We start from the raw sequence: 18483 nt of genomic DNA on the forward strand, positions 1-18483 counted from the left end.
TTCAGTTTTAATAAAAACAGTGCCCAGTTTAAAGAAAAAATAAAGAGATAATTAATCTGGAAAAGTGATGAGAAACCGGGATCCTGATGGCCTGTCAACGGTAATAGAACCCTGTAATTGTCCGATCAATCCATATACTAATTGTAATCCAAGGGTTTTCAGGTTATCAACGGAAATTTCTTCAGGAATTCCAATCCCATCATCTTCATACTGGATGGTGAATTCATGATTGGCTTTAGAGATTGTAATGGAAATATTCCCACTCCGGTTGTCAGGAAAGGCATATTTCAGGGAATTTGATATGAGTTCGTTGATGATAAGACTGCAGGGAACCGCTTTATCAATATTCATGTAAACTACCTGCTGACTTATCGTACAGGAGATACGGGTATTGTCAGTATTATATGATTCAAAAATATGGTGAGCAATTTTGTGTAAATAATCAGTATAATCAATATTATCAAAATCTTTTGACTGATAGAGTTTTTCATGGACAAGAGCGATTGATTTTATCCGGTTTTGGGATTCGAGAAGAACATTTTTTACTTCCTGCTGGTCAATCGTCCGTGCCTGCATGTACAAAAGACTGGATACCACCTGCATGTTATTTTTTACCCGGTGATGAATCTCTTTTAGGAGAACTTCTTTGTCCTTGAGTGAGGATTTAAGTTCTTCAGTCCTGGACTCTACCTCCTGCTCCAGTTTTTCATTAAATTTTAGCAGTTCTTCTTCTTTCTTTTTGAGTTCAGTGATATCAGTCAGAACATTGAGCGATGCTGGAGATCCGGAGTATTGAATTTTACACCCTCTGACAACAACCGTCCTGATTGCTCCGGATTTTGAGATTATCTTGATTTCATAGGGGGGAATGTCTTTCTCATCCATCCTCATGCGAATTGCTTCAGCAATCATGCGATGATATTCTGGTGTTATGTAATTTATCAGGGAAGTGCCATACAATTCATCTAAGGTATACTCCATTGCCTCTGCCACACTCGGATTCACATACAGGATTATTCCATCCTTATGCACAAGGATAAAATCAGGAACGTTTTCAACAAGGGAGCGGTATCGCTCTTCACTTTCACGAAGAACAGCCTCTGCTCTTTTCCGGTGGGAAATGTCGGTGTGAGTGCCTACCATCCGGAGCGGTTGATTATTCGCATCAAAGGTTACTACTTTCCCACGGGTGAGAATCCACATATAATCACCGGACTTTTGTCTCATCCGGAGTTCTATTTCATATGGACCTGGATTATTGGAAAAATGCTCTGAGATCTTCTGTATCACCTTATCTCTATCTTCCGGGTGAATTAATGAGACGAATGTTTCATATGATTCCGGCATTTCATAGGGTTCATATCCAAGCATGGTGTACCATCGGGGATTAAAAAAAGTCCTGCCGGATGGAATATCCCAGTCCCAGTACCCGTCATCAATCGCTTCAAGGGTATATTGGAGCCGTTCTTCACTTTTCTGAAGATTTCTCTCAATCTCTTTCTTTTTACTGATATCAAGACATATCCCGGACAATCTGGCCGGAACACCATCATTATTATATTGTGTCTTTCCAGTAGATCCAATCCAGCGATTTGTACCATCTGGGAGAATGATGCGATATTCAACCCAGGGGTCAGTTTTTTCTTTAAGACCTTCGGTAATTTTTTTTATGGCTATTGGCAGGTCATCAGGATGAACAATTGATTTCCATGTTTCAATTGATGGATGTGCATCTTTCGGAAGGCCATATAAATCCAGTAATCCATCAGACCAGGTCATGGTATTATGAAGAATGTCCCAGTCCCATGAACCGGCATTTGCCGCCTGTTGTGTAAAAATGAGCCACTCTTGAGTGTTTTTAAGGGTTTCTTCTGCTTTTTTCTCTTCGGTTACATCATCATAAATTACAACGACTTCTCCGTTTGGAATTTTATAGATGTAATTATCACGCCATCCGGAACGCTGTGAATCAGAATAAAAAGAGACCGGATGCCTTTGTGGAATCCCGGTCATCCAGACCTTTTTTATCACAGGTAAAAGGCCAAATTCTTTGACTCCGGGAAAAACCTCCAGAACAGAATGACCGATTATATCAGGTTTATGGACCCCTTCAATCTTTTCTGCGGCAGAATTCATATCGGCGATAAAAAAATCATTCCCTTCATCCACAGCAGAATAAATTACAACTCCGGAATGCATATTGGAAAATAATCCATGGAATCTGTCCTCACTATCCTGGATTACCTGTGTCTGCTGACGTATCTGATTCTCTTGTGAATGTGATAACTGCAGGTACTTATCAAGAGTTTTTTGCCGTTCCTCAATGGCTGCTTTTAAGAAAAGACTGATGATAGAAGTTACAACCATAAAAAGTTGAACCGAGAGCAATGTCTCTGTCGTTGAAAGTCCGATAAATGCTCCCCTTTCCAACACAACAAGAGAAACGGCCACCATATTTCCGATTAAAAGGGTAAAGATAACATGAGGAATTGATAACCGGAATACCGCATATAAAATAAAAATAAAAAAAAGATACGGGGTGGATCCATCAAAAATCAGGATAGAAAAGGGAAATAAGACAAGATAGTATAAAATATGTTCAATGGACTTTAACGAAGAAAGAAATACCCGGCGGTTTTTTCCGAGGAGAATCAAGGGAGTAATAATGAGAATGCCGGAAAGATCGCCAAGCCACCAGGTAAAGAGATTCAAAACATAATAAGAAGGACTGAGATATTCAAATAGAAAAAGGGTTGAGACTCCCAGTAATCCTCCAATAAGACTTGAAAATGCACCTATAACAATAAACCAGAAGACATTTTCCGGAGTATCAAAACGGAAAGATTCCACATCTAAGCGGGTGAAAAGATAGAAAAACACCAGTGCTTCAGTACAACATGCAAATCCCAGAATCAATGCTACTTCGGGAGCTACCTGTGTACTGCTCACCGCCAGGGTTGAGCCTGCAAAGACCCCTACAAGAACCGGCAGTTTCCAAAGAATAATTGCTGCGATGGCAATACCAGCCGGAATCCAAACGGGCGATACATTACTGTAACTTATCCCGAATAATAAAGAGATTCGGGCAGAAATGTAATAACTTATCGTAACGATGATGATATGAACCAGAATATTTCGATTACTCCGGAAACACGATCTCATACCTGACTCCTTTTGTTTTATCAATGGATAAAGAACCACCCAGTTGTTTCACAAGACCCTGAATGAGTTCAAGACCCAGAGTATGTGGGGATTTTTGTGAATCTGAAAGGCATAGCCCGATACCATCATCAGCATATACGAGATGATATTCACCATTCGTGAGAGAAAAATCTATCAGGATATTTCCCTTCCTAGAATCGGGGAATGCATGTTTGAGAGAATTCGAGATGAGTTCATTGATGATGAGACTACAGGGAACTGCCTTTGAAATGTTTAAATAGACCTTTTCCTCGGAAATCGTTATGGTAATCCGGCCGGTGTCCACTTTATAGGTATCAAATATATTCCGGGATATTTTATGGAGATAACGGGTATAATCAATCTGATCAAGATCCATTGACTGATAGAGTTCTTCATGCACCAATGCAATGGATTTTACCCGGGTCTGACTTTCGAGGAGAATTTCTTTTACTTTTTCATCTGTTGAAAGCCGTGACTGCATAAAAAGCAGGCTGGATACTACCTGCATGTTATTTTTTACCCGGTGATGGATCTCCTTCAGCAGGATCTCTTTCTCCCGGAGAGATCTTTCAATCTGAATTTCCATCTCCTTTTTCTTTGTAACATCACGAAAACTCCAGACTCTCCCGACTATGGAATAACCTATTCGTTGAGGTTTGGAATATCTCTCAAATATCCTGTTATCAGAAAGGGTCAGTGTGTCAAATGAGTCCTCTTCAGGATTGTCATATATAGCCCTGATTCTTTCATTAAATGACTGCTCATCCGGAATAGATTTTCGGAGTTCTGAAAGAATCGGATTTTCTTCTTTTAACCGAAGAACAGACTCCGGAATTTTCCACATATCCACGAACATCCGGTTATACAGCAATACATTCCCGGAAGAATCGGTTACAAAAATGCCATCTGTGGTGGATTCAAGGGTAGCAGACAAGATAGAAAGAGCTTCCTGAAGATTTTTTTCAGCCCTGATTCGTTCATCGACTTCAGACTGTAACTCTTCATTGATGAATGTCAACTGGTTGGTTCTCTCATGAACCCGCTCTTCTAAGGTCTGGTTAATGTGGCAGATCTTCTCTTCATTCTCTTTTATCCGGGAGATGTCGAGGATAAATGCAACCGAATCTTCCCTTTTTTGCCCAACCAGAACATACCCTACTAAAACCCAGGTACGAAGACCATCTTTTCTGATGAACTGTTTTTCATATGGAGTACAGCTGCCGGATTCTTTCGCTTCTGCTATTCCCTGCTCGTCAAGATAAAGAAACTCTTCAGGAGTAATATCAGTCCATCGGACATTTCCGGCAGAAAAATCTTCTCTTGAATATCCGATAATCCGGAGAAACTCATCATTTACCTGGGAGACTGACCCGAAAATGTCACCAAACATAGTACCAAGGACCGGAGAGTTAAACAAAGCCGATACTTTTTCCTGGTAATGACGGATTTTCTCTTCAAACTCCCTTTTTTCGGTAACATCCTGAACAACGCCGATAATTTTATGCGGTTTTCCATGTAAATCATGCTGAAGTTCTCCAACTGATGTAATAATATGGTCAGGAGAACCATCTGCTGGATGAATCCTGAATTCTGAATTAAATGGTTTCCCTTTCTCAATAACCTCAGTAATTTCTGACTGAACCCTGTCCTTCTCTTCAATACAGGCAAAAATCGAAGTTATATCAATCATTCCATTGGAGGAAGGGGAAAGCCCGTAAATCTGGTATGCCTCATCAGTACCCCACATTTTTCCCTGAAGAATATAATACTCCCAAAGTCCGACATGACCGGCACGCTGGGCCTTAACAAGCCTGGAATGCATCTCCTGGAGCTGAATTTCACTCTGGCGGAGCATCTCCATCTGGTCACGAAGTTCTTCCTGCTGTGAAGCAAGTTCTTCATATGAAGCATGTATCTCCTCATTCATCGTCTGCAATTCAACATTTTTCTCAAGGAGTTCGGTTTCATATTTTTTTCTTTCAGATATATCACGAATAATAGACTGTCTGAGTGTAATTCCATTCACGTCAATCAAACGGGTACTGTTCTCCACCGGAATGAGTGTCCCGTCTTTTTTCTGGTGCTCGGTTTGCAAAAATGTGCCTGCGGATTTACTCATTTTTATTTTATCATCTTCAATAGTCCGTTTTGCAGAATCTGACCGAAGATCAAAGAGAGTTTTTTGATAGAATTCTTCAGGAGTATACCCGTACATTTCCACTGCACGGTCATTCACTTCAAGAATACGATAATCATCATCAAGGATTATTATCGCATCATTTGCCTGTTGCATCAGGGAACGAACCCGGCCCGCAAGAAATATCTCTTGTTTTTGCTGATTTAATTCAAGGTTTATTAGATCAGTCTCCCATTTTTTCCTGAAAAAAAGGACGATTACTGATGCACAAACAAAGAGCAGAAAAAGCAGCCCCAATACACTCATCGAAAAATTTCTGAAGGGAGTATAAATTTCATCCTGGTCAACTTTTGCAACGATAAACCAGGGTGTTCCGGTAATGTTGGTAATGGATGCAACTACCGGAATCCCCCGGTAATCATTTCCTTTTACAATACCACGATATCCTTTCGCTGCCATTACCGCTGGAACATCCTCCATCGTTACCGGGATGGTTAAGGTAAGACCTGAATCGGGCAGATGCCGGAGATCATTCAAAAATAACATCTGACCATTGGTCTGCCGGGTAATTAATGACTCGGCGCTTTTACTAACAGAAGGCCATGTCTGAATCAGGGGATAGAGGTACTGTTCAGGATTTAATTGCAATACCAGGATTCCAAGTAATTCTTCGCCGGATTTGCTCCGGATTGGAACCCAGAATTCAAGTTTTTTTTCGCCGCTATCCGGATCCAAAAAGAGATCGGTACTTACGGGGCTTTCTGACCGGATAATTTCCGGGTATATGCTTTGATAGGTGAAAGAACTTATCGTACCATTTTCAGGAACAGACAAAACCTGATTTCCGGAACTCTCCAATAAAATGATACTCTGGTACCTATAGCCGGAAATTAAACTTCTCATCCATGCCTTCATATCCTCTTTCGTGACTTTATAAATTCCCGGATTTGTGAGATTCTCAAGATACTCTCGTAGCATGATATTTTTCTGGGCAACCTCTGCATCAGACCTTCGCTCATGATACCAGTCAGCAATCGATCCCGCCTTTAACTCTGCAATAGTGGAGAGCTCAGACTGAATCTCCTCTTCAGTTTCTGTTTGCTGATGTTGAATCGCTAAAAAACCGATAATGGTGATGCATAGAAAAATAAGAACCAGAGCAGTGATAAAAAAATCCCTCTTGGTTAAAAGAGATCCAGGTATCATATCCATCGCCTCTCTTCTGATGCGTTCAAGAACCAGAAATCAGGAGAGAAAAACTTCCAGTTACTTGATCCGGAATCAATCACGGTTATTTTTTCATTGTTATTATTCCAAGAGATTCGGTTAGACATCTGGCACGATAATTACCAATAGTCGTACGTAGTATAAGATGCCTTCTTCCCAATAAAATCCGCGTATTTTTACTAATTTCAAAAAAAATCTTAAATTTCCCTTTTAAGAGATAAAAAAATCGTTATGAATTCATTAAATTTTTATGATAACTACCAGCACATAATTCAGAGATATATTAAATAGATGGAGATAACATAATCCAATTCATGAAACTCCGGACACGGGTATTTTTTCTGTATCTCTGTATTATAACCCTTGTTCTTGTTTGTATCGGAGTTATCATGCCGTCATCATTGCATGAACAAAACCTGGAGAATGTCAGAACTGATTCTGTGAACCAGCTGAGGCATATTGACTTTGCCCTGTCTAATTTTATCAAAGAAGTAAAACAGGATATCTCTGAACTCCTGATGCATGAAACGGTGATTGATCCTGATGACAGGGGATTTACCAGTTTTCTGAATGTCTCTGAGGATACGTTTCAGTATGACATCGGAGACAGGGAAGCCAGGATAATTGATGATCTGAATGCATTCCGTCTTACCCACCCGGCTGTCAATTCTGTATACATGGGAAGAGAATCCGGATCTTTTGTCAGATCTCATCCAAGACCAGTTCCAACCAGGTATGATCCCCGGACAAGGCCGTGGTATACCTTAGCAAAAAATAATCCGGAGGCTGTTATGATAACTGAACCATACCAGTCGGTCACTTCTCCGGATGTGAATATTGGAATCGTAAAAGCCATGATGTATCCAAATGGAACCGTCTATGGCGTTCTTGGGGCAGAGTCACCTTAATTAATCTGACAGAATATATCTCATCAATAAAAGTTGGAAGGTCCGGAGAGATAATGCTGGTAAATGAATCAGGAATCATTCTGGCCTCAAAGGATTCGAAAAATACTTTCTCCGATATCAGAAATATCATTGGTAACCAGACTGACTATCTGCTCAATAACTCTGAAGGTATCATTACCCTTCCCTCATCATACCTCATCTTTTACACATCGCCCATGCTGGGATGGAAACTGCTCATCACCATTCCCTATAGTCAGATAGAAGAGGAGATAATAAAATCAATAGTATTAATCCTTCTTTTTGTATTTGCAGCCCTGATTCTTCTGAGTATTATTACTCTTATCATTCTAGACAAAACCATCATCCGTCCCCTTTCCACGTTGACAGATATTACGAAAAATATCACCGAAACAGGAGATCTGAATCAGAAGATAGATGTTGATATGAAAGGAGAAGTGGGAGAGCTTGCAAGTTCATTTACCCTGATGATTGCAAAAATCCAGGAGCAGGAAGGATTAAAAAATAAGGCATTTGCCGAGTTATCATCATACCGGGACCACCTGGAAGAGCTGGTTCGTGAACGGACAGGTCAGCTGGAAAAAAGTAATCAGGAACTTGTCATCGAAAAAGACCGGGCTGAAGCAGCCGACCAGTTAAAATCGGCATTTATTGCAACAATGTCTCATGAGCTGAGAACCCCTCTGAATTCTATCATCGGGTTTACCGGAATAATACTCCAGGGTCTTGCCGGGCCATTAAACCAGGAACAGCATAAACAGCTGACAATGGTCCAGCAAAGTGCCAGGCATCTTCTTGCCCTGATAAATGATGTTTTAGACATCTCCAAGATTGAAGCCGGAGAACTCAATATTACCAGAGAACCGGTAGAGGTCCAGAATACAATCCAGACCGTTATTACCACATTGCAAAAATCTGCAGAAGATAAAGGTCTCCGGATTATAACCGATCTTTCCTCAAAACCCATGGAAATTAGCGGCGATCCACGAAGGATAGAACAGATATTAATTAACCTCATTAACAACGCGATAAAATTTACCGAACAGGGAACTATCACGATAAAAAGTATTATGAACGGTAATACGATAGAGATATCAGTATCAGATACCGGCATCGGGATTGAAAAAGAGGATATGGACAAACTCTTCCGGCCATTTCATCAGATTGATACCGGGACAACCCGAAAACATGAAGGAACCGGTCTTGGTCTTTCAATCACGAAAAAACTGGTTGAACTTCATGGGGGAACAATATCTGTGACCAGTAAACCCGGACAGGGCAGTGTGTTTACGATTATACTCCCGGCATTGGAGGGAACTTCATGACTCAAAAGATCCTGGTAATAGAAGATAATGAACAGAATATGTACCTCATTCACTTTTTGCTTGAATCGCAGGGATATATAGTGTTTGAAGCAGAAAACGGCCTGATTGGAATAGATAAAGCAGTCAACGAACACCCGGATATCATTCTCCTTGACATTCAGTTACCTGAAATGGACGGGTATGAAATTGCACGAATTATTCGGAAGACAGAAGGAATTGATAAAATCCCCATAATCGCTGTGACATCATATGCAATGGCAGGTGATAAAGAGAAGATTCTTGCAGCCGGTGCAACAGACTACATTGAAAAACCCATAAATCCGGCAACATTTGTAGATCAGATAAAAATTCACTTTCCGGATGGTAAGAAATAATGAATGTGCTCATTATTGATGATCAATATATCAACCGGTATCTTTTGGAAAAACTCCTTGCAGGATATGGATATACCGTTATATCTGCAGTTGACGGAGTTGATGCACTTGAAAAACTCCGGGAGAACGATATCAATCTTATTATTTCTGATATCCTGCTTCCAAGGATGGATGGTTTTCAGTTATGCCGGGAAGTCAAAAATAACCCGGACTTTAATAAAATTCCCTTTATTTTTTATACTGCCGCATATACCGAACAAAAGGACAGAGAATTCGCAGAAAGTCTTGGTGCAGACAGGTTTGTCATTAAACCCACAGATCCTGCAGACTTCATGGATATTATTAAAAATCTGACCAATGAGTACAAGGGAAAAGAGGTCCCTGAACCAAAGAAGATAATCCTCGGAGAGAATGAATATCTCTCTGAACATAATAAGCGGCTTATCTATCAGCTTGAAAAGAAACTGGTTGAACTTGAAGATATGAACAAAGCCCTTCGATTATCTGAAAAACGATATAAAAACCTTTTTGAATATGCAAATGATGCAATAATTCTCCATGAAATTACCCCCACCGGAGAGTTTGGAAAGATTATGGAAGCCAACGGGGTTGCATGTTCCCTTTTAGGATATTCACACGACGAACTGCTTGGAATGAGTATGAACGAGATAGATACTGCAAAACAATCTGCTCATTACCAGGAGTTCATGGAAAAGTTACTGGAGAAGAAACATCTCATGTTTGACGGAGAGCATCTGTCAAAAGATAAGAGAATAATCCCGGTTGAAATTAGTGCACACCTCTTTATAGAGAATGGTTCACGATTTTGTCTGGTGATTTGTCGGGATATTACCTTTAGAAAGCAGGCAGTGGAGGAACTGAAAATAGCCATTGAACAGATTGATGATAATCTCCGCCAGATTTCAACAATCGGAGATCAGATCCGAAATCCTCTCTCTATTATTCTTATATGCTGCGAAGAAAAAAAGACAGATGAACAGATACAAATTACCGAAGCGGTCCAATCAATTGATTCCTTTATCAAAAAACTTGATATTAGCTCAATAGAATCTGAAAAAATCCGGAGTGCTCTTACGAGATTACATGGCAGTTCAATATATACCATTGGGAAAGAAGAACCGTAACGGGATTTTTAAACTATCCAGAGGGTATTTTCTGATGAGTCCGGGTTTTTCTGAAATATTTATGAATCAGAATGAATCGTGAGAATAATACCAAGGACTGTAAACACTTTAACCTTGTAATCCCCTTATAAGAGGGCAAGAGTTTCAGCGTTTTATCCTATGCATAAAGATCCTCACTCAATACATCTCCTGCTGACGGGATATAGAGAACCTGATTTACAAACATTACTGGAAGGACTAACGTCCCTGAATTTTCTGGTATATACCGAAGATGAGATTTGTTCTTCTGAAGATAATATCATTATTGATTGTATCCTGACCGGAGATTTGACCAGCGATTTATTCGGGGAGGATATATACCGGCACTACCTGACACTCGCTGAAAAATATCCGGGGAGTGCAATAATCAGGGGGATAACGACTCCGGACAATCAAAAGAATACGAACCTTCTCACGAATTGTTTTGATGGTTCTTATATTATCGACTTTACATCATCTTTCTGGAAAGAAAACCTCTCATACCTTATCCTCCGGGTGACTCTGGAACATGATAAGAGTAAGCCGGATGATAGTAACTGTTTACAGATATTTAATAGAATATTTGAGGAAAATTCCATACCGATGGCGTTATCCGACCCCTCGACCGGGGTTTTTATCAGGGTAAACCAGTCATTTCTGGATACTCTCGGGTTTTCGATGGATGAGGTTATCGGTAAGAGTTCTATAGATCTTCAGGTCTTCAAAAATCCGGATGAGAGAAATAAAATACTCAGTGAAACAGACCGGAACACACCTGCACGAAGGAAAGAACTTATAATCAGGAGAAAAGACGGGCAATATATTTCCGGGCTTTTCTCAGTAGATCTTTTTGAAATCGGTAAAAAAGAGATCATCCTGACGACCATGGTTGATATCACTTATCAAAAAGAAGTGGAGTCATCACTCTCATCAAAAAACCAATGTCTGCAGGAGATATTGTCCAGTATTAATGAGGGAATCGTGGTCTATGACACCAATCTTACCTACCGGGTATGGAACCGGTTTATGGAGGAAATAACTGGTGTTTCAGAGAAGGAAGTACTTGGAAAACCAGCACTCTTTTTTGTTTCTCCGGAAAACAAGGGAGAGTTACTAAACCTTGCATCCCTGGCATTACAGGGCATTGTTTCAACATCAGAGGATTTCAGATATACCATTGACCTCAACAAAAAAACCGGCTGGGTCTCTATCATTTATGCTCCGTTCCGGAATACTGAAGGAAAAATAATCGGGGTTATCGCAACTGTCAGGGACATGAATGAAAGAAAGAAGGCCGAAGATGAGATTAAAGCACATAAAGGGCTTTTAAGATCAATAATCGACACGGTTCCGGTTTCCATCATCTGTTTTGATGAAAAGGGGAAAATTCTTCTTGTAAATAACAACTTCGGTGTTTTATTCGGGGTCACACCCGAGATAATTGAAGGTCATTCATATGAGGAATTTACTGATGAGGAAAGATTTGAACAACAAATACCACTTATCAAAAAAGCACTTACCGGACGGGAAGTTCCTTTTAATGAGGTATTGGATGGTGAACGGGGTTCCCCGAAACGATACTTAAGAGGCCGGTATTCGCCACTGCGTGGAACTGATGGTGCAATCTCCGGAGTTGTTGCCGTCATTATTGATATCACAGACCTGAAGATTGCACAAAATTCCATCGAACAGATAAATTCGAAACTGAATCTTCTCTCTTCCATTACGAGGCATGATATTTTAAATAGTCTTACCGGAGTTTTGGGATACCTGGCATATGCAGAAAACGAAGAGGATCCGATACTACTCCAGAAATACCTGACGAAAGCATATCATACTTCCTTACAAATTCAGGAACAGATTGAATTTACCAGGGATTACCAGGATCTCGGGGTGAAAGAACCAATCTGGCAGAATGCAAAAAAAATCTTTTTATCAACAATTTCAGTTCTTAAAACAAAAGACATAACCGTAACTGAGAACCTTGACGGGCTCTTTGTATACGCCGATCCCCTGCTTGGGCGGGTGATATACAACCTGATTGATAATGCTCTCAGGTACGGAGAGAAGATTACCCGGATTTCATCATACTGGTATGAAGATGGAGCAAATGCCATCTGGGTTGTCGAGGACGATGGAACCGGAATCGCTCAAGATATGAAAGAGAGAATTTTCAGGAAGGGTGTCGGGAAACATACCGGTCTCGGACTTTTTCTTGCCCGTGAAATCCTGGAAATTACCGGTCTTGTCATAACTGAGACCGGAAAAGAAGGGGAGGGTGCGGTATTTAAAATTGTAATCCCTCCCTGGGCATGGGAGAAGAGAAAATCCTGAAAGTCCGGCAGAATACCAAAGCAGGATAGAAATTTACGTTTTTTCAGATATTTTTTTCATCTCCAGAAGAAATGTCTGCATTTTTTCCTCTTCATACCCTGATACGAATTTTCGTATGTTCAGACAGAAAGGAGTATATCCGGAATCTTTTTGTTCGATGTCATCCAGCGTTTTTTCTATCCTGCGATAATCTCCTTTCAGGGAGGCCTGATATAATGACTCAAGAATATCATTGGAAGGGACCAGGTAAGATTCCGGGGTAGTGCCAACACCCTCTTTTTCCGGCTGCTTATATATCCAGGTGAGATTGAGCAGATCTCCGATAGTCTCCATCAAAAGAGGGATATTCACCGGTTTTTCTACAAAGGCATCAGAAACTGATTTGAACAGGTCTTTTCGTGAGTCATCTGAGACCGTTGCAGAGAGTCCGATAATTTTTGTCCGGTCAAATGAGGAGTCTTTCCGGAGTTCTTCAATTACCATAAGACCATCGCATCCTTCCATTACCAGGTCAAGCAGAATAAGACCAGGGCGGATATCTTTTGATAACCGGAGAGCATCAGACCCGTCATTTGCAATACTTACGGTAAAACCCAGAGGTTCAAGAAGAGAAGCAAGAAGTTTTGCATTGTCATAATTGTCATCTACCACCATTACCCTGATGGTATCCCAGGTATATCCGGAAATTGCTGAGTGTATATCAGATACCCGGTCCCTGCCTTCCGTCTCCGGCAGAGAAAGTTCAACGTAAAAAATGGTGCCTTTCCTTTCTTTCGTCCGAAACCAGATTCTGCCTCCCATCAGGTCTGTAAGTTTCTTTGTTATTGAAAGACCAAGTCCCACTCCTCCATTTCTTTGTTCTTTTGAAGAAGCCTGAACAAAGGGTTCAAAGATTTTTCCCTGCATTTCAGGAGGTATACCAATTCCGGTATCTTCAACCTCAAAATGGAATATGCCGGATGAATCATAACTTGTCCGGACAATAATACCGCCTTCCTCTGTATACCTGACAGCATTATTCAAAAGATTGATAAAAATCTGCGTTATCTTTCGTTCATCGGCAAGAACAAAATCCGGCAGAGGAGTATGTGATTCGATAAGAATATGGAGGTTCTTTTCCATGGCCCGGATACGGGTAATATTGATTACCGTTGTAATTACCTGGTTGAGATTTACCGGAGCGGTCAGTAACTCCATCTTTCCGGCTTCAATTTTTCCAAGGTCAAGGAGATCGTTGATGAGTGTCAGGAGGTGCTCCCCACTCTTTCGTATGATTCCAATCTGTTCAGCCTGGTTTTTGGTAATTTTCCCCTGGTGTACCAGAAGATCAGAATAGCCCAAAATGGCGTTCAGCGGTGTTCGGAGTTCATGACTCATACGTGAAATAAAAGCAGATTTTGCCAGGTTGGCCCCTTCAGCTTCTTCCTTTGCTAATTTCAGTTCATTTGTCCGTTCCTGTATTAGATCTTCCAGGTGATCCCGGTACCTGATGAGTTCATCATAATACCAGGAGTTTTCAAGAGAAATTGCAGCCTGGGCAGATAAAATCTCCAGGACTTCAGTGATCTCCGGGGTAAAGGCACCTCCTAGTTTATTATTTTCCAGGTACAGAATTGCCCGGATAACTCCCCGGCTTTCTAAGGGCATACAGATGAGAGAACGAACGTGATTTTTTACTATTTCAGGATCCGATACAAACTGGCCTTCCTGAAATGCGTCAGAGAGAATCAGCCTCGTTTTGGTCCGGATGACATAACTGATAATTGAAGAGGGAACCGGATACGATTCAAGAGAGAGACCCTGTAATACCTGTGGCTCTGAATTCAGATCGGCATATGCTTCAATAAACCATTTTCCATCTTTTTCTAAGATCAAAAGACCCCGCTCTGCACCTGCTGTCTCGATGAGAACCTGGATCATGGTAGTCAGGAGAGAGTGTAAATCCACTTCCCGGGAGATTGTCTGGGCTGCTTTCATAACCGAGACTGAATCAAGGGATAAAGAGGAGGAAGGCAGGGTCCGGATAGTAATGAGGGCTGAATATTTTTCTTCAAGAAGTTTAGCCTTTGAAAACGCTTCCCACTGGATATACCGGTCATACGCCTGAGTCATGTACGTTCCGGCGATGTTTGCCATACCAGATGAGAGATAGAACAGTGCTGCCAATTCACATGCTAGTGCCTCTTCCTGGATAAACCCGTTCTTTCCTGCACCGGTTATGGCTGATTCATACAACATGGCAGCGTTCCAGGTATCACCGGAATTTCGGCACAATTCAGCCTGAATAAGAGAGTATTTGTGCTGATAGTTCATCGGAGCCAGTTCAGCCATTTTTTGCAGTTGTTCCTGGTTTTCATGAATAAGAGCCATGTCAGAGATTTCGGTGTTGTCGCCACTCCCATACTTCAAAAGGGCAAGAGATGAATAGAATAAGGATACCGGCAATGCAAATGAGCCTTGTATCGCGGAATTGTACGGGATGATCTCTACAGCATATTTTCCGGCCATTTCATCATCCATCACATAACAGCACATCAGCCTTGTCAGGTAGTAAATAGACAGACCATGATAATCTTCCGTTTCAATTGCTGATTCAAGCCAGGATTCTTCATCAAAATCATCAAAGAGATCTAAGCAGTCAAAGGTTGTCAGGTACCTGATAGCAAAAAGGTAATTCATCAACCAGCCGGTGAAGTGAGGTTGTTCTAACCGGTTGATTGTCTCCAGGTTTTTCCTGATTCGTTCATGTACCAGTGAAAGCCGTTCTCCGGAGTAAATTGCTGCAGGACATGAATGAACCGCATTAAGAGAGGCATAGGTGAAATTACCGGACTCAATCCCATTAGCCATTCCTTCTTTTAACGTCTGAACGGTGTTTTTCAGCGGTTCATACCAGGGCTGGATAATACAGCCAAAAATATCTTTTATCAGGCTGTTTGTTATGTGAACCGGTGTTTTTGATGCAAGATGAAGCGCGACTTTTGCAAGGTCATAAGCTGTTCTCATCTCCTGTTGAATCATCATCAAAGCACAACAAAACCCCAGGTAATCCTGCGGTGCCATTACCGAATTTCCCCATAATAAGGTTAATTCACAACTTCGTGATGACTGAATCAGGCATCTTCGTGGTGCTGTTGAATAGAGAAGAAATCCAAGTGGAGTCATAATCTGAAGTGCAGCAAGAATATCCTCTCTTTTCATTTCAGGCAATGAGGTAATATTTTCAAGTCCGATGGTGTATAAAAGGGTAAGAGTTTTTTGAACCTGCTCTTCTATCTCTTTATCTGAAGGGTCTTGTGGGATAATAATTCCAAATCCTGCGAGAAATCCAAACCCATAATCAATTGCCTCAAGAATTTTTCCCTGTGCCACTAACGCATCAATCTCGGTTAAAATTACCGGGACCTTATCAAGGATATTTACTGCATTCTGGTGAACGACTGATGCATATCTGGTCATCTCATCATACTGACCGGTCAGATAAGAGACATTCGTTGCACTACTGTATAATTCAAGGGTCTGATGGTAATCACTCTTAAAACTCCTCTCATTTAGTAAAAGAATACCCCTGCGAAAATATTCCAGGGCTGACTGGTAGGCAGTCTCAAGTCTGGCTTTTTTTCCGGCAGTTACGTATAAATTCACCCTCTCTCTTTTTTCTTTTTCAGCGGTTACGGTTTTTTCTGATAATGAGATGTGCCGGATAATTTCAAAGATATTCTCGCGGATCTCTGGTTCAGAACTGTTTTGAAGGTAATAATCACTGATTACCTTGTGGATTTTCTGCCTTTTTGTATGAGGTAGCAGGGAATATGACGCCTGGTAGACACGATCATGGGAGAAGAGGTAGCTACTCCCGACAGGAACAATAAATCCTTTCTGAACCGACTCACGAATAAAATGAGAGACTGTTTCTTCTGATTCTCCGGTGATTTTTCTCAGTATTATCCGGTCAAACCGGTTTCCAATACATGCAGCGTAGGGTAATAAACGATTGATTTCAGACGGAAGGCTCTTCATCTTTGACGTTATCACCTCCACCACATTATCTGAGATTTCTGCCTGCTCAATCGCCCGGATCTGCCAGTTCCACCGTTGAGTTACGGTTGAAAAAGTAATTGCTTCCTGTGAGATAAGGCTGGATAACACCTGTCTTACAAAAAGAACATTTCCATCGGTTTTTGATAAAATAAGAGAAGAAAGAGGGATTATATCTTCTCTTGTGGTATGGAAAATATCTGCCAGCATCCTGTCTAACGAGGATCTTTCAAGTTTCTTAAGGGTGATATTTGTTATTTTGATTCCTGATTTGAAAAGAACCGAAATTTTTTTCCGGAGGGGATGATAATCATCCACTTCATTGTCCCGGTACGCTCCGATAACAAGAAAGAAAGGAATTCCCGGATTTGCATAGAGAGTTTCAAGGAGATCTAATGATGCATCATCAGCCCATTGCAGGTCATCAAGGAAGATAACAAGTGGATGCTGCTCTGTCGCAACCGCACCGATGAACCGTTGTAATACGTAGTTAAACCGGTTTCTGGCCTCTATTCCACCGGCATCAGGAATTTTTGGCTGTTTACCGATTACTTTTTCAAGGTCCGGGACGAAATCGGTTATAACCCTGCCATTATTTCCAATTGCATTCATTATCCGGGAAGATATCTCTTGTAACTCTTCGTCTCCCAATATAAGAAACTGGTTTGCCAGATCTGTGAGCGCCTGTATCCAGGCTACATAGGGCCTGTTTTCTTCGAACTGATCATATTTTCCTTTTACATAAAATCCCCCGGCTTTACGAATGAGGGGACGAATCTCCTGCACCAGAGCAGTTTTCCCAATACCCGGATACCCTGCTACCAGGACTAATTCCTGCTTTATTTCGGATATCTGACCGGTTATATCTTTTAACTGATCAATCTCACGCTCTCTTCCGTAGAGTTTTTTAGGAAAAGACAAAATCCCGGCAGAGTCCCTCTCTCCAGGTAGAAATGATGAAATTTTTCCGGTCTGATTGAGTTCAGAGAGACATTTTTGCAGGTCTAATAGTAATCCGCTTGCTGACTGGTACCGACTATCAGGATCTTTTTCCAGGAGATGCATGATGATGGCAGAGATCTGGTCAGGAATAGCAGAGTCAATTTCTGAAGGGGAAACCGATGTTTTTGCCAGATGACAATGAATCAGTTCCAGCGGGGAGGAACCGGTGAAGGGATATCTACCGGTCAGGATCTCATAAAAGGTGACACCAAGGGCATAGAGATCGGCTCGTGCATCATATCCCCGGTCCATCCTTCCGGTCTGTTCTGGGGCCATGTGGGTAAAAGATCCCTTCGGATGGGAATGATCAGCTTCTATCTCTTCATGTGAGATGACAGCAGACCCAAAGTCTATTATCCAGACATTTCCGGTCTTTTTCTCCACTATCAGATTATCTCCGGTCAGGTTCCCGTGAACGGTATGATTGTCATGTAAGATGGCAACCATTGTGGCGGTTTTAATGGCCAGAGAGAGAAATTCCTTTGTAGATAGTCTTCCGGATTTTGCAAGAGAGAGTAGTGTTTCTCCCTCGATATATTCCAAGGCTAGTTCACTCCGGCCTTCAGTGACATCCTTAAAAAAGACTTTTCTTACCGGAGGAGAAGGAAGGTTTTTACAAATCTCATATTCATGAAGAAGAGCATTCTCTCCTTCGCTGTCATGTGAGCGGTTTAAAATTTTATATACCTGTTTTTCTCCACTCCGGGGATCCTTATACTGATAGATGGATGTTTCATCTCCCTGATATATCCGGATGAACCCCTCTTTTTTCAT

General features: G+C 41.2%; 8 protein-coding genes. 5 read left to right on the forward strand and 3 right to left on the reverse strand.

Annotated features, from left to right (window positions below):
- Nucleotides 1-51: 51 nt before the first annotated feature.
- Together DLD82_RS04990 and DLD82_RS04995 are read right to left on the reverse strand one after the other, a co-directional pair.
- Nucleotides 52-3162, reverse strand: a complete 3111-nt coding sequence (locus DLD82_RS04990; protein WP_109940004.1) for a PAS domain-containing protein — start codon at nucleotides 3160-3162, stop codon at nucleotides 52-54.
- Nucleotides 3140-6532, reverse strand: coding sequence for a PAS domain S-box protein (locus DLD82_RS04995; RefSeq protein ID WP_109940005.1), 3393 nt, complete (start codon nucleotides 6530-6532; stop codon nucleotides 3140-3142). Before DLD82_RS04995 ends, DLD82_RS04990 begins: the two co-directional genes overlap by 23 nt.
- 329 nt (nucleotides 6533-6861) lie before the next feature.
- Between DLD82_RS04995 and DLD82_RS19155 the strand changes: the two genes are divergently transcribed.
- The 5 genes from DLD82_RS19155 (at nucleotide 6862) to DLD82_RS05015 (ending at nucleotide 12669) form a co-directional block, all read left to right on the forward strand.
- Nucleotides 6862-7455, forward strand: a complete 594-nt coding sequence (locus tag DLD82_RS19155; RefSeq protein ID WP_245920368.1) for a PDC sensor domain-containing protein — start codon at nucleotides 6862-6864, stop codon at nucleotides 7453-7455.
- A 53-nt stretch (nucleotides 7456-7508) separates the two neighbouring features.
- Entirely contained in the window at nucleotides 7509-8798 is a 1290-nt protein-coding gene (locus DLD82_RS05000) for an ATP-binding protein (RefSeq protein WP_245920369.1), read from the forward strand.
- Nucleotides 8795-9172, forward strand: a complete 378-nt coding sequence (locus DLD82_RS05005) for a response regulator (protein ID WP_109940006.1) — start codon at nucleotides 8795-8797, stop codon at nucleotides 9170-9172. Before DLD82_RS05000 ends, DLD82_RS05005 begins: the two co-directional genes overlap by 4 nt.
- On the forward strand, nucleotides 9172-10317 hold the full coding sequence (locus DLD82_RS05010; RefSeq protein WP_109940007.1) for a response regulator: 1146 nt from the start codon (nucleotides 9172-9174) through the stop codon (nucleotides 10315-10317). The genes DLD82_RS05005 and DLD82_RS05010 overlap by 1 nt, the downstream gene beginning before the upstream one ends.
- Nucleotides 10318-10476: 159 nt before the next feature.
- The gene (locus DLD82_RS05015) at nucleotides 10477-12669 is read left to right on the forward strand and encodes a PAS domain-containing sensor histidine kinase (protein WP_109940008.1); all 2193 of its coding nucleotides are present in this window, start codon (nucleotides 10477-10479) and stop codon (nucleotides 12667-12669) included.
- Nucleotides 12670-12702: 33 nt separating this feature from the next.
- Here the strand turns inward: DLD82_RS05015 and DLD82_RS05020 are convergent, their stop codons facing one another.
- On the reverse strand, nucleotides 12703-18483 hold the full coding sequence (locus tag DLD82_RS05020) for a hybrid sensor histidine kinase/response regulator (protein ID WP_109940009.1): 5781 nt from the start codon (nucleotides 18481-18483) through the stop codon (nucleotides 12703-12705).

It is taken from the genome of Methanospirillum stamsii, from assembly GCF_003173335.1.
In the GTDB taxonomy this organism is placed as follows: Archaea; Halobacteriota; Methanomicrobia; order Methanomicrobiales; family Methanospirillaceae; genus Methanospirillum; species Methanospirillum stamsii.

Coding starts and splice junctions, on each gene's coding strand:
- DLD82_RS04990 (WP_109940004.1), bottom strand. CDS start 3,162: ATGAGATCGTGTTTCCGGAGTAATCGAAATATTCTGGTTCATATCATC.
- DLD82_RS05005 (WP_109940006.1), top strand. CDS start 8,795: ATGACTCAAAAGATCCTGGTAATAGAAGATAATGAACAGAATATGTAC.
- DLD82_RS05015 (WP_109940008.1), top strand. CDS start 10,477: ATGCATAAAGATCCTCACTCAATACATCTCCTGCTGACGGGATATAGA.
- DLD82_RS04995 (WP_109940005.1), bottom strand. CDS start 6,532: ATGGATATGATACCTGGATCTCTTTTAACCAAGAGGGATTTTTTTATC.
- DLD82_RS19155 (WP_245920368.1), top strand. CDS start 6,862: ATGAAACTCCGGACACGGGTATTTTTTCTGTATCTCTGTATTATAACC.
- DLD82_RS05000 (WP_245920369.1), top strand. CDS start 7,509: ATGCTGGTAAATGAATCAGGAATCATTCTGGCCTCAAAGGATTCGAAA.
- DLD82_RS05010 (WP_109940007.1), top strand. CDS start 9,172: ATGAATGTGCTCATTATTGATGATCAATATATCAACCGGTATCTTTTG.
- DLD82_RS05020 (WP_109940009.1), bottom strand. CDS start 18,483: ATGAAAAAAGAGGGGTTCATCCGGATATATCAGGGAGATGAAACATCC.